The sequence below is a fragment of the Aquimarina sp. AU119 genome, from assembly GCF_900312735.1.
Classification (GTDB): Bacteria; Bacteroidota; Bacteroidia; order Flavobacteriales; family Flavobacteriaceae; genus Aquimarina; species Aquimarina algiphila.
This window is the reverse complement of sequence record NZ_OMPF01000014.1, coordinates 18,635-32,879: the sequence shown is the minus strand read 5'-3', so window position 1 is coordinate 32,879 and position 14,245 is coordinate 18,635. Positions and strand designations below refer to the sequence as shown.

The 14,245-nt window shown below is 34.4% G+C and carries 13 protein-coding genes; 7 read left to right on the top strand and 6 right to left on the bottom strand.

Annotated elements, in window-relative coordinates:
- The first annotated feature begins 29 nt into the window (after positions 1 to 29).
- From DK442_RS11095 to DK442_RS28195, 7 genes are all read left to right on the top strand, one after another.
- Positions 30 to 392, top strand: a complete 363-nt coding sequence (locus DK442_RS11095) for a VOC family protein (RefSeq protein WP_109435951.1) — start codon at positions 30 to 32, stop codon at positions 390 to 392.
- Positions 393 to 500: 108 nt separating this feature from the next.
- Positions 501 to 1,166 carry a DUF2461 domain-containing protein gene (locus DK442_RS11090; protein WP_160114129.1) on the top strand — a complete coding sequence of 222 codons (666 nt, stop codon included), beginning with the start codon at positions 501 to 503 and terminating at the stop codon, positions 1,164 to 1,166.
- A 2-nt stretch (positions 1,167 to 1,168) separates the two neighbouring features.
- Entirely contained in the window at positions 1,169 to 1,528 is a 360-nt protein-coding gene (locus DK442_RS11085) for a TfoX/Sxy family protein (protein WP_109435949.1), read from the top strand.
- 91 nt (positions 1,529 to 1,619) lie between these two features.
- On the top strand, positions 1,620 to 3,233 hold the full coding sequence (locus tag DK442_RS11080) for a tetratricopeptide repeat protein (RefSeq protein ID WP_109435948.1): 1,614 nt from the start codon (positions 1,620 to 1,622) through the stop codon (positions 3,231 to 3,233).
- Positions 3,234 to 3,370: 137 nt separating this feature from the next.
- Positions 3,371 to 3,529 (top strand): class I lanthipeptide, encoded by a 159-nt coding sequence (locus tag DK442_RS28450; RefSeq protein WP_255412220.1) that lies wholly within the window; start codon positions 3,371 to 3,373, stop codon positions 3,527 to 3,529.
- A gap of 210 nt (positions 3,530 to 3,739) precedes the next feature.
- Positions 3,740 to 3,892 carry a hypothetical protein gene (locus DK442_RS28200; RefSeq protein WP_160114128.1) on the top strand — a complete coding sequence of 51 codons (153 nt, stop codon included), beginning with the start codon at positions 3,740 to 3,742 and terminating at the stop codon, positions 3,890 to 3,892.
- An 88-nt stretch (positions 3,893 to 3,980) separates the two neighbouring features.
- On the top strand, positions 3,981 to 4,178 hold the full coding sequence (locus DK442_RS28195) for a hypothetical protein (RefSeq protein ID WP_160114127.1): 198 nt from the start codon (positions 3,981 to 3,983) through the stop codon (positions 4,176 to 4,178).
- A gap of 164 nt (positions 4,179 to 4,342) precedes the next feature.
- Here the strand turns inward: DK442_RS28195 and DK442_RS11075 are convergent, their stop codons facing one another.
- The 6 genes from DK442_RS11075 to DK442_RS11050 form a co-directional block, all read right to left on the bottom strand.
- Positions 4,343 to 4,699 carry a hypothetical protein gene (locus DK442_RS11075; RefSeq protein ID WP_109435947.1) on the bottom strand — a complete coding sequence of 119 codons (357 nt, stop codon included), beginning with the start codon at positions 4,697 to 4,699 and terminating at the stop codon, positions 4,343 to 4,345.
- Between the two features lies 1 nt (position 4,700).
- Entirely contained in the window at positions 4,701 to 5,132 is a 432-nt protein-coding gene (locus tag DK442_RS11070) for a hypothetical protein (RefSeq protein WP_109435946.1), read from the bottom strand.
- A gap of 205 nt (positions 5,133 to 5,337) precedes the next feature.
- Positions 5,338 to 5,586, bottom strand: coding sequence for a hypothetical protein (locus DK442_RS11065; protein ID WP_109435945.1), 249 nt, complete (start codon positions 5,584 to 5,586; stop codon positions 5,338 to 5,340).
- Positions 5,587 to 5,629: 43 nt separating this feature from the next.
- Positions 5,630 to 6,082, bottom strand: coding sequence for a hypothetical protein (locus tag DK442_RS11060; RefSeq protein ID WP_109435944.1), 453 nt, complete (start codon positions 6,080 to 6,082; stop codon positions 5,630 to 5,632).
- Between the two features lie 11 nt (positions 6,083 to 6,093).
- Positions 6,094 to 9,660, bottom strand: coding sequence for a DUF6443 domain-containing protein (locus tag DK442_RS11055; protein ID WP_109435943.1), 3,567 nt, complete (start codon positions 9,658 to 9,660; stop codon positions 6,094 to 6,096).
- A 20-nt stretch (positions 9,661 to 9,680) separates the two neighbouring features.
- Positions 9,681 to 14,051, bottom strand: a complete 4,371-nt coding sequence (locus DK442_RS11050) for a PKD domain-containing protein (RefSeq protein WP_109435942.1) — start codon at positions 14,049 to 14,051, stop codon at positions 9,681 to 9,683.
- Between the last annotated feature and the right edge of the window lie 194 nt (positions 14,052 to 14,245).

Genomic DNA, 14,245 nt, shown 5'->3' with positions numbered 1-14,245 from the left:
AAGTATTAGAAACCAATAAATTATACATCATGTCAAATGCAATTAGCTGGTTTGAGATACCAAGCACAAATTTTGAAAGAGCAATAAAATTTTACAATGAACTTTTGCAAGCCGAATTACAGCCTATGGAAATGGATTTTAAAATGGCATTCTTTCCATACAAAGATGGAGGAGTAGGAGGTTGTGTTACCCATGGTAATGGTAATAAACCTTCACAAGAAGGTACATTTGCATACCTTAATGGGGGCGATGACCTGTCTGTACCTTTGGCTAGAGTAGAAAAAGCTGGAGGAAAAATTCTTATGCCTAAAACCTCTTTAGGAGAAAATGGTTTTATGGCTATTTTTCTAGATACCGAAGGAAATCGAGTAGCTTTTCACTCTATGAAATAACTCTCTTGTAGTTTAAGTTAATTTTGATATACATTTTATTTAGAGCTTATCGAAGTTGTCAAGATAGTATCTTCGATAAGCTCTATGTTTTCTCTTAAATTTATTACCATGCATTATTTTACAGAAGACTTTGTTGCATTTTTTAAAGATTTGGCAAAGAATAATCACAAGGACTGGTTTCACGAAAACAAAAAAAGATATGAAGCTAGCATAAAAAAACCATTCGAAGTATTTGTTGGAAAATTAATTGAAGAAATCCAACAATATGACACTAATATAGTGATTCAACCCAAAGACTGTATGTTACGAATTAATAGGGATATTCGATTTTCTAAAGATAAATCACCATATAATCTTCATTACACAGCTTTTATCTCGAGAGAAGGGCGTAAGGATAAAAGTATTCCTGGTATTTTTTTACGTTTTTCGCCAGAAATGATAGGGATTATGGGTGGATGTTTCGGGCCATCTAAGGAGCAGTTAAATAAGATAAGAACTACAATCAATAAGGATGCAACAACATTTAGAAGCCTGTTAGAACATGCCGATTTTGTACAAAAATTTGGAGAGATCAGAGGAGAAACTATGAAACGTATTCCTAAAGAATGGCAAGAAGTATGTAAAAAAGAACCTCTGATCGCAAATAAACAATTCTATTTTGTAGGTGAAGAAGCTTCAGGATTAATTAGTAGCGAAAATCTTCTTGAAGAGATTATGGAATATTGGCATACCATGCGTCCTGTAAATGAATATTTATTAAAAGCAATTCAGTAATTATGGCATATAATGAATTTTTAGCAGATCGAATACGTCAGATTTTTAGAGAACGAAAAGTCAATGTCTATGAAAAGAAGATGATGGGGGGATTGTGTTTTATGGTAGATGATAAAATGTGTTGTGGAATTCATTTTAGCAAGAAAAAAGAAATGGATTTACTTATGGCAAGAATAGGAGTTGACGCTACAGAAGAAGCTATGAAAAAAGAAGGATGTCAACCCATGGATTTTACAGGTAGACCTATGAAAGGTTTTGTTTTTATAACCCCAGATGGTTTTGATCTTGATAAAGATTTGGAGTATTGGGTAGAACTATGTCTCGATTTTAACCCTTTAGCAAAAAGTAGTAAAAAGAGGTAAGTCATGAATTACGCTAAACTTCATGGTCTTAGCTTATAATCTCTGAATTTAAAAGTAATTCTTACTTTTGGATAATTACACATCCATCAGAATGACTTTTTCTACTCTACAAAATTTAGCTTTTAGGCTTAGTGTTACGTTATTTTTTTTAGTACTGTTTTCTGGTCGTATTTCTGCTCAGGATAAGGATAGTATCGCAATACAATACATTCTAAAAGGAAAATCTTTTTATAAAGCAGATGATTATGAAAAAAGTATAACGTACTATAATAAAGCTTTAGCGCTGGTAGAAAAAACAAAAAATGATGTTCTAATTGGGGATATACATACCAAGAAGGGACATGCGTATTTACTAAGCGGAAAAAATAAAGAAGCTTTAGATGCTTATGACAAGGGGTTGTCGATGGCCAAAAAAACAAAAGACCTGGATCAGGAGTTTGTTATCAACTCTGGACTTATTCAGGTTTTAAGAAGGATGAATCGATTGGATAAAGCTCATACAATTGCTTCAGGAATGATTAAGTCCTTGGATCAAACCTCATTTAAAAATACACATAACCATGTCAATATCCTTACTACGGTAAGTGATATATATCTTGCCCGAGAACAATACGATTCTGTATTGTTCTTTTCAAAAAAAGGAATTGAAGTCAGTAAAAATCTGGATTATAAAGAAGGTTTAGTTGATTTCTATATCAAAAAGGGAATGATATTCTACTATAAGAAAGAATATGATAAGTCATTTAAGTATCTGTTTGATGCGCAAGATATTTTACTGGAACATGATATTACAAACCAGTCTTTCCCCAAGATAAATATCAATTATTTTTTAGCAAGCTCTTATTATGAAAAAGGGTTGTATGATAAAGCCATTGAGATCCTACATAAAACTACCGATGCTGCAGAAGAAAAAGATGTAATGAAACCACCAGTGATTCAGTCGTATCTATTACTGGCTAATTGTTATGGCGAAAAAAAGGATTTTGAAAAAGCATTGTATTGGAATAATGAATATGTACGATTAATTGAAAACTATCAGAAAGATAAAGACGAAACCTTAAATAGCATTTATGAGAAAGATGCTCAAAAATTGAAGTCTGAGATAGAAAATTTAAAAAAAGAAAAAGAAAAAGGAGAAAACATAAAAAAGATCACCTTTGGAATAGTAACCTTACTTGTTTTGATTTTGATTTTCATTGTTTTTAAATACGTTAAAAAACAGAAATTAAATAAAATACTTTTTAATGATTTGCTAGAAAAAATTAATCAATTAGAATCTAATGGAGCAATTGATGTTAAAAAAGAATCTTCCAAAGAAATTATAATTGATGATGATAAGGTGGTTGAGGTACTTAAGGGGTTAACCCGATTAGAAGATCAGGAATATTTCTTAAAATCTGATTGTAGTCTAAGAGCAATGGCAAAAAAAGTAAAAACAAATGCTACCTATCTATCCAAAATTATAAATATTCACAAAGAAAAAAACTTTAATGACTATATCAATGATTTACGAATAGAGTACGCGTTAATGAGAATTAAGAACGATAAGAAATTTAGATCATTCTCTATTAAATCTATTGCAACAGAGATTGGATACAAAAGTGACTATTCGTTTGCTAAACATTTTAAAGCAAAAACGGGGATCAATCCATCGTATTATATCAAGAATATACAGAAGCAAGAAACAAGCTTTGAAACGGTATGATAGAGACACCCCATTTTAAACAAAATAGGGAAGCTTTATTATTTTTAATTTTGTAAAAAAATTACCTTCTCATTTTATTATACTGGAGGATTCTGAAAAGCCATAAAAGAGTAGGGAAAATTAACTTATCACATACCATGAAAAAGCACAACACAAACAAAATTAGCTTGAAAAAGCTTACTATTACTAGAATTAATGTAGCATCATTACAGGTAATAAAAGGAGGAACCAGTAGAGTTTCTGATACAACAGTATATAATATGGAAGCTGATGGTATTTGTTATGATGAAAAGTAATTAAAAACAAAAAATGATAGTAGAAAAACCCTGCAAAATTTACAGGGTTTTTTTATACCCCCATTTTGTTTAATATAGGGATACTTCGTTTTTATACCTTCATTTTCGTGTATACCTTCATATCAAAATCAATGATACATAGTACATTGATTTTGATAAGGGGCAACCGAAAACCTTAAGGATAGAGTAGGTAATCAAAACCATATCATTATGCTAAGTAACATTTTAAATTTAGAGGGAGTAACTACACTTCAGAAAAGCGAACAAAAAACGATTAAAGCAGGGACATATTATGGAGATCAATGTTTGAGATTTTGTTCAGGTTCCTGTTCAGGAGGGCGATGCTTTTTTCATATTGATTAATGTATAATTTTTCCCTGGAGTTTTTGCTTCAGGGAATTTTTATAATGACAAATTCAAAGCTCATCGTATCATTATAAAACCAAATCAAATGATTAAAAATATATTAAAAGTAGAGGGTGTTGCTGTTCTTAAAAGAAAGCACCAACAATCCATTCATGGAGGAAGCTATGGGTGTCAAAACGTAGCCCGAAAATGTGTTGATGACAGTGATTGTTGTTCTGGCATATGCGGAGTCGAAAGAATAATTAATGGTCGCCCTATTCTATTATCGGTTTGCGCATTTTAAAGATTTTATTTTGAACATTTTATGTCAATATTGAATACCCTTATTATAAATTCTAATAAGGGGGTTTTTATATATAGAAAAACCAGCTACATTGCTGTAGCTGGTTCTTATAATTTTTACTTACTCTTATGGAAGTCCGAGTTGCAAACTCGAACTAGCGCATACTATACCCCAGCGGGGGTATTGGAAAACTCATAAACATTTGCAATATTTCCTTTTTCATTAAGTTCTATTGAATTTTTTAAAGTTTCTATTTCAGTACTAGATTGAACAAATATTACTGCATTATATCCAGGAATAAGCTCTTCACTTGGCTGAGATAAAATTTCAATATGTTTTATAATAAAATTACCTTCTAGTAAAATACTAGGATTAGTTTTATCATATAAATACTTGAATGATATTTTTTTAGGAATACTATTTTCGATTATTCCTGTATAAAAAGCTATATTACTTTCTTTTTCTTTTAATATTTTATCATCTATTTCTAAGATGTCCAATATTGATATTTTATATTTCATTTTAATTCTGATTTCCAGTTACCCTTTGAAAAAAATCTAAAACTTGTTCTCCCGAAAAATCTGGTAGACCTTTTAATAATTGATCAAAAGTAGAAGCATCTTTAACAGCAGCAGGTAAATTAATTCCCATATCTTTAAGTACAGATCTAGCCACACCAGTTGTTACATTCATAGTCTTTTGCGAAAATATTTCAGGTAACATTTTTACTACAACTTCTCTATCATGAGCTAAATAACCTGAACCTAAAATAGAATTTATCATATCTGATGTTCTAGCTATTTCTACAATACCATCACCTCCATGATTCGTTTTATTAAAAATAGAATATAAAGTTGCCACTGCGGGATTAGATGATGTAGGGGTAACTCCTGCTTTTATTGTCTGAGTACCTCCTTTAAAACCTTTTGTCGTCCCTCTAAATAAATATTCCACAGCATTACCTAGTTCTCCTCCTGCACCACTAGATGGAAAAACATCTTCCCACGCTGCCGCTAGTGTCTCACTAGTGTGCCACGTAAAGCTATGTCAAAATATTACAAGAGCAGTCATAAGCTAAAAAAGTCCATAGCTGTTTTATTTTTTCTTACTCATATCTACCCCCTCAGAATGCCACTAGTCAGAGACATAGCGGTAGCGATCACTCTAGCGGTAGCTGGGAATTATAAAGATCTGAAAAAGCTCTAAATTCAAGGCAAAATACCTCTTCTTTTGTGCTCCATCCTAAAGTAACTTTTCCTGCTGGGAAAGTTAATTCTATACCTCCATCAATTATCCATTGCTTACCTTCAGATAATTCAAAAAATTTGTCATTAACTTGAAATAATTTTACTTCAAGTAATTTTCCTGATTTAAGTATTGAATCAAATTGTTTCTCTTTATTATCCATTAACAACTATTAATTTTACTAAATAGATAATTCCAAATTTTAGTTATTGTTCTCGATCACATTCAATAGGCAAGATAGTAGTCTCTATAGGAGGTGATAAAACTTTACCCGCCTCCATATATACATCCTCAGATTGTAACACCATCTTAATGTACCCTTTTTCGATATCCTTTTTAAAACATAAATCAAATGTGCCATTGAGATAAAAATTTACCGTTTCTAATGTGATTTGATCAGTCTCACTATTAAAAGACCAATTACCTGTCGCATCTCTACTATATTTTGGTTTTCCACCTATTTTTGGAAAATAAGCAACATTATTATCATCAAATGACATCATATTTGTTGACACTTGCTCCTCAAAAATATCCTCTCCTTTATAATAAATAATATCTATCGCCCAAGTACCATCTAATAGGGTTGCTGTAGATTGTGCGCAAGAAAAGTGTAAACCAATCAATATAAATATACCTAATCGTATTACTTTATTTTTCATTATACTACCATTTAATCATCAAGACCTAGTCCTTTTCGTATTATTTTATCTGTTCTTTCACTTTCACGTTGCCAGAACTCTTGTTCTGCAGCCTCACTTTGCCTGTCATTATAGCGATTGTAAATGGTGATGCCTATTGAGTTTAATGTAGGGTCATCTGCACTACCACTAAAAATGCCCTGCAATATACCAGATAAATCTTCAATATTAATGTTACCTTCTGGGATTAATCCTTCTTCTAAAGCATTATTTAAATTAAATCCTGCTTTTTGTAAAAGAATTAACTGATCACCAGTCACGCTTTCATCATATTTGGTAAATCCCCAATACAAAGCTTTAAACCCTATTCTTACCGCTTCTATAGCGAGCATTGCCCTGGCACTGCCCCGTTCTTTACCTCCCACTAAAGAGCCACCTCCAATAGATCTATTTTTAAACCTTTTGTCTGGTTTCCCTGTTGATTTTGCTATTGGAGGTTGTATTTTGTGTTCTTGAGATCTTACCCCTCGTATATCTTGTAATCTCGAGCCTATTGAGCCAAAATTAAATTGCCCTGCTTTTGTATTAAGATGAGCTGCTCCCATATTACCTCCAGACCAATAGTCTCTGTTATTATTAACTGCATTAAAACTATTTCTAGTCGGGGTTGTCATATTAGAGAAGTTTAAATGTACTGCGCCATTATTTCGTATAATCAACCTTGCATCATTAGCATTTACATATTCTAACCCTTCTAACTCTATACCGTCAACCACCCTGTTTTCTGAAAAAGCATAGGTAGAATTATACATAAACTGTTCTGATAATGGGTCAGTATTAAAGAATCTTCCTATAGCAGGATCGGCATTACGCCATTTGAAGGATACCCAATTTAATCCTAGTTCTTGATTTAGTTCCTGCCCTTGAAAAGTATTATGATTATTTACCGCTCCTCTGGTGATGTTATTATATCCCTGATGAAGCATCCCAAAAGGGTAATGATTACGTTCTTTTCTTATCTCATTGGTTACATCTATTGTACCATCTTTATTAGTATCTGTATAGGTAAGCCTAGTATTTCTATTTAGGTCTTTATAGCTATAAACATAAGTAAATGAACCATCGTTTTCTGGTTCTGTATATCCTTCGGGGTGTATTATGTGATCTAGTATTCCGTTCTTGTAAATATGCTTACCGCTATAATCTGTAGTGGTTACATTACCATTATCCGTTACAACCTTTTGCAATTTACCACCCTTTGCGTCATAAATATACTGGAGGTTTCCATTATGTTCTGTAGTAACAACCGTTACTTTTTTTGGTAAATTAAGGTGATTATAAATGATTTCAGTAATGCCTTTATTTTGATCCAAAATCTGATTTCCATTAGTATCATATCCATAATCATTACCTGTAGTATTTCCATCCCTAAAACCATAGGTTTTATTTCCAGAATCAGTAACACTCAATAATTTATTACCACTATCATAATTGTAACTTAGTACATCAAGATTTGTATAATTTGATGTGTTTTGCCAACCATTTCTATTTAACGATAAAATATTACCCATCTTATCATAGCTAATATTATTAACGTCATAACGGTTATCTCCACTAGTCGCACTCAATATCCGGTCGAGAGCATCGTAGTTATAATCATAACTTCTGTTTACATTATCGTTAGCGGTTTGCCATGATGTTGCAGCGATATTACCATTGTATAAGGGATTTGTACCTTCATTATAATAGATCTTAAAGCCAAACAGATCTCCATTAGCTGTTGTGCCTTCGTTTATCGTTTTTAACCAGCCTCTTATGTTGTAGGTGTAGTCTACGGTTTGTAACCCTTCGACTTCGCTCAGGGTTCCATTGCTGCCACTGAGCGGAGTCGAAGTGCCTCCCACGTTCTTTTGTTTCAGTTGTCCAAGGGCATCATAAGTATTACTTACAATCTGCTCGGTATCCTGTGTATTGATCTTTTGAGTTTGAGTAAGGAGTCTCCCCATATGATCATAGGTAAACTTATCTACTGTTACTATAGGAGCATTACTTCCTTTAGTATGTGTGGTTTTGGTTTCTTCTACTTTACCCACAAAATCCAGTTTGCTTTCTATAATATCTGTTATGTTTAGATAATCATTTTTACTACCTACATATATTGGTCTTGATTTATCATCATAATAGGTTACTGTGGTAATCCAATCATTGGTATCCAATACGCGTACTTTGCTTCCTGTGGGTAAAGACTTGGTATTAGTATCTATGGTTTCTTCATATACAGTTCCTGGATGGGTTAATCCGTCGATATCAAAAGTATAATCATCATAATAATTAATGGTAAGAATTCTATACATCCTTACCGGGTACATGTCATTGGTATAATATATAGGTGTACCCGCAATAGTTGTTGGGCTTGTGGTTTTGGTTTCATAAGCCTTATAGGTAGACGAACTTGTTTTGTTGCGTAGTAAAGCCACTGTGCTACCATTTTCTATGATTCCGGTATAGGCTACTCTACCAAAAGCATCATATTTAGTGAATAACCACCTACTTTTTGCTCTTAGATTTGCATCCTGGGTAAGTACGGGTTGATCAAGTGTATTGTAGACAATATACTCCCATCCTTTTCCCGGGATTTTCTTTTCGATGAGTCTATTTCTATAATCATATGTGTATTGGTAGCAGAGTTCAGCAAGCTCTGTGTTTGATACTCCATCTGTAGTATTGACTTTTGGTGGAATCACATAGGTAAGATTCCCGAAACGATCATAGACATAATAGGTGTCATGTGCTTCTGATGTTGCTAAAAGTGTCGATGCATAGGTTCTCTTCAGGATTACTCTACCTTGTTTGTCTTTATATTCTTTGGTGGTATGTAAGTCTCCATCTGTGGGTGTCCAATTCTCGTCTTTGGTGATGGTTACCACTAATTGATTGGGTGCATAATGATTCTCTTGTACCAGTTCTGGCTTTTGGGTATCACCCCCAGTAAAGGCCACCGTAAAATTCACTACTTCATTAGCTATATTAGTACCCCATTCAAATTTGATCGTATGATCGGTATCACTGTTGGGATCAGCTTTCCATGCTTTTCCTGGGGCACCTTGTTCTGTGACTCTGTTTAGAGGAGAAGCTTCAAATACACTCTCACTATAGGCGTTAACATCTCCCAGATTAGTCGTAATCCCAGGAAAATCATCTGAATACGTATTTTTATAATACGCATTGATATCAATATTGACATCTACGGTTTTATAACTCCCAACAGTATTGTTCGCCCCAAAAGGAAGATATTGTTTGTCTTGTCTGCCATAGGCATCATACTGCATATGGGTAACGATATCTTTACCATCGGGAGAGGCTTTAATGGCTCTTTGCTGTATGGGTCTCCCCAGACCATCATAGTAGGTAACACTCTCTATGGTGTTATCTACATCATTGGCATTGGCACAATTCACATTCTCCATATCAGTAATAGTTACTGCAGTTTGAGGAACCGTGGTATGGACATAATTCTTATCAGACAACACTACCTGGGCTTGTACTTGCAATCCCATAAGTAGTCCTATGACACTATATATAATTTTATTGTTTATCATCTTACTTATTCTTTATGGGATTAATGTTGTGGTCCACAATTTGGGCAATCTTCATCAGAAATACTGGATACGACTACCATAAGCCTTGTGACCTGTTTACCTGTTAGGTTATCCTTAACTGTAGCCGTAATATTATACTCATGAGTCCCTGTTGCAAAATTGGAAAAACTGAACTGTGTCCCAGTACCTGAGCCAGCAGTTTGTGATGGACTAACAGCTTTAAAGGCTCTCCATGTGATTTGACGTGATCCTGATCCCCCAGAAATGCTTGTTACATTAAATGATACGTTTGCACTAGAACCTGAGACCGAGGTAGCAGACTGGCTTGTACTAACAACCATTTTAGGATATACTTTCAAGACAGGGCTATTAGCTCCCCATTTAGAATTTGCATTCTGCATGGTTAAGTCCACTACTTTAAATTTGATGGTATAGGTTCCTGCATTAGGAAAATGATAAGCGTATGTTGTTCCTGTAGCACTTTGTTTTACATTATTCACATACCATTCATACCTTCGAGATCCTGATCCCCCACCTATATTAGAGGCTGTAAATGTTGTCGTGGTTCCTTGTTCTATATGCGCTTTTGATGCACTTACATTGGGTGTGTTTAAAGGATTATACGCATACAATTTTCGCACTGCACTATTTACCGATTTTCCACTCTCGGTATCAATGACTTTAAAATATATGTTATAGGTTCCCTGTGTATTAGGTTTGTATCTGTATGTAGTTGCTGTACCAGCTTGTTTCACATTATTCACATACCATTCATAACGAAGGTTCCCTGTACCACCTCCTATGCTCGATGCACTAAAATCAACATTGGTTCCTTTTACGATATTGGTATAATTTGCAGTCAATATAGGTGTAACCAATTCAGGATATTTTACTATTACACTCAGGGTATGACTTACTCTATGTTTAGTTTCCGTATTGTAGGCTAATACCTTTACTTCATAAGTACCTTCACTAGTAAAGGTTTTGGTAAAACTTACTCCACTACTACATTGTTCTTGTACACCATTCACACTCCATGTATATAGATTAGCACTCCCACTACCAGAAGTATTGGCAGTAAAGGTAGCAGGCTGATTAGGAACCTTAGGCTGATCAACCGGAGTATCGATAATTACTCCGCCCAAAGCATCAGATTGTTGACCTTGATAATTATAGCGCACTTGCTGTACTATATGTTGATCTTGATCTAAGATGTACTCTAAACGATTAAACTCATCATAATGATAGGACATGGTATATCCTTTGGGATCGGTAACTGTGGTCACTCCAATTAAAGGATCGTAGGTATACCCACTGATTTGTGCCTTGGCAAAATAAGGATGTTCCCTTAAGTTTTTAAACAAGGTATGCATGGTGGTTTCTTCGCCTGCAGTGTCTTCTGTATCTGATGTGGCTTTTAACTGATTGATCAGCGTTGTTACTGCTGTAGGTATCCCAGTATAACTGGCATTATCAATTTTTACAATCGGTTGAGTATTATTGTATCCCCAAACATACATGATATGACGTCCATCGACTTGGGACACTTCTAAGGGGTTACCGTTAGTATCATAATCCAGATATTCGATACGATCTTGTAGGGTTGCATCCCCTTTAGCAGATTGGACGATTTCAGGTAAAACAATGCTAGTGTTCCAATCTTTGTATTTGGTACGCTGTCGGGAAGTAAGTTCTCCATTTATGTATGTCTCTTGCTGTATAGGTGCTGCAATACGGTGTTGTGTTGCTTTTTTCTTCAACTTAGAGATGGTATTGTATTCAGCAGTGGTTAAAGCTTTTCCTAGTGCAGTTGTAGAAATAACATCATCTGGATAATAGCTTTTTGTAACTACCGTTTCTGCATTACTATCAGTGGTTGTAGTCTGTATGGGCATGGTTCTACCTTGATAGCCTGGATCATATCCGTATTGAATGGTTGTCTTTACTGCTCCAGAATTATACTGATTTGTTTTTTCGGTTTGTTCTAATAAATAGCGTTCACTTAGATTATCATATCCCAAATATCCAGCACCCGCACTACCAACATAGCCCATGGCTATATTATCAATTCGAATATCCCCTTGTTTTTTATAAGTATTATATATTTCTTCTACTTCATCAAATGTGCCTCTGTCTTTATTATATTTATATGTTTTTTCACGAATTAATAACCCTCTTCTGTGAGAATAATCCACGGCTGGAGCAAAAGGATAAAAGTTTTCTGACCAAACATACTCATTAGAACTACCAAACCCGCCAGCATCAGCAAAAAAACTATAGGTGTACTCTGTTTTACCTTGTTCTTTATCAGTGTTATATGCTGTAACGTTAGTATATCCAACGTGATACGTGCTTTGTCCGTTAAATGGAAATATACTATTGGACTGGATAACATTAAAAAAACAAGAATTAGGACCTTGGCGAAAAGGAGCATTTTTTATTAAAAAAACAGGTGGATTTAGCGATAAGCCACTTGATAAACCCGTATTACCAAATTGATTATAGGTGTACTTCTTAGTATTTAGGATAGTGCCATTATCATCTTTAAATCGCATTTCTTTAATTCTAAGGCCTCCTGTCTTTGCTACATTAGAAGGATTGTTATTGTCATTTTCTATGGTTTGTTTATAAAAAGATATGTCTGCTGCACCGTCAGAAAGGAAGGGGCCATTTTTTATGCTTATAGTATAAGTTCCAGCTTCCAGATCCATTACTCCTGTCTCATTAGCGTTAGGAAACGTGAGTACCAAATCACCATTGGCTTTAGTGATTTTGATGGTGGGGCAATCGCGAGTATGGTCACCAAGACAATTCTGAGAAAAAGAGGTTCTGTAGGAAACAATACCGCTCTCATTGAGAGTAAAATTAGAACTAACAGTTTCTCCAGGAACGTTAGAGTTTACAACTTGTGACCCTATAATTAACTTAGAAGTTAACCTGTTACCAGCAAAGAAAGCTGCTCCACCTGACACGGTATTGGATTCGTATACAAACTCTGTTTTACCTTTGGTAGGATATTCTATTTCCTTCAATAATAGCGTTTGTGCGTGAGACTCATCCACTGTGCGATCTCCTCCGTCTACGTGTACTGGGCCAGTATTGGTTGTATATGCAAATTCTGGATATAAATATTGGTTATCAACACCGTTAGCATAATCCCAAAAATCTTTATCAAATGAAAATCGCTCAGGAAATGGGTGTTCCTGGTAATAGGTAAAGTTATGTTCCTGATTGATTGTGTTTCCTTTTTGTTGTTTGATCTTTTGTAAGTACAATTTCTTAGTTCTTTGGTCAAGATCTCCATAGTTTCCAAAATGCTCCCATGTGCTAGTAGTGAAATACCCATATTCAAATAAATAACGATCAACAATCTTGTTATTAGTATCTTTTAGCTCAATCTTAGAAAGTGCTTTATCATTTTTGAGATCCGTTCGGGAAATAGTATAGTCAAAGTGGATACTTCCCTTAGGTGTTACAATAGAGGTAAGATATGTAGGAAAATAGCGATCTTCAGAAAATGTAAGAGATACTCCCGGGGTAGTACAATCTCCATTCAGAGAAGCTTGTATGTATTTTTTCTGTTCCAATATATTCCAATACTCAATTTCGTTGGTGCCTCTTGTATAATTGAAACGAATACGATTCCCTTTATGATCTTTGATCTGTGTAAGATACCAACCAGAAGTATAGAAATTAATTGCCGAGGGAAGGTTCTGATTTTGAGCTCTAATCCTACTTTGTTTGGTTTCAAGAACTGTATCTAAGGTTCCTGGAATAGTACCAAAAGTATAGATTAGCCCCGTTTCGGTAGTAATTTCCCAACCAACAATCTTATTTGAGTTGTCTTTTGTATAGTTAATAATTAGATCATTTTTTGGATGACTATATATCCCACCATTTTGATCGAAGAAAAATTTTCCACTTCCTCCAGGGTAGTTAAAATAATATACATCAGACTCATAATCCTGGTGTCCATCTATAGCATTTTGAAAAAGTAGATTCTTTTCTGAAGCGTTGGAAGTAAAGTAATTGCTTACTGTATTACTGGTATTAATAAACCCCTGAGGGTCATCATCGGCAATACCTCTCACATTACGCGTAATCATACCTCCTGCATTGAGTGCCCAACCCAGACCAACACGAGACGCAATTTCATTAACTTTTATTCCGGAAGCATGATAATTTAAAGATACAGGAATGTTTATTTCCTGTTCTGCAATATTGACTATTGGGATAGAAATATTGGGCGTACCTGTGTGTAGACTCACAGGGATATCTATAAATTTACCCAAAGCAGCAGCCTCTGGAGTTGGGGGAGAAATATTAGGAACTTCTTGCCCAAAAGTTAAGGCACATACCATCCCAAGGATAAATAGCATTTGTTTTTTCATAAAAGTGATTTTGTAATTGTTTTTAATTTTCCCATTACGAATTTGTGTTTAGCGGCACAAAAAACGATGTTTTCTCAATAAAAATTTTACGGGTTTCCCCATGTTTTATGTTTTCCTGGTACAATATTAATACCTGCCAGTTTCATTTTTCGGGACTGGGGGTTCCAAAATGTTAATTAATTGTTAAGGGTTTG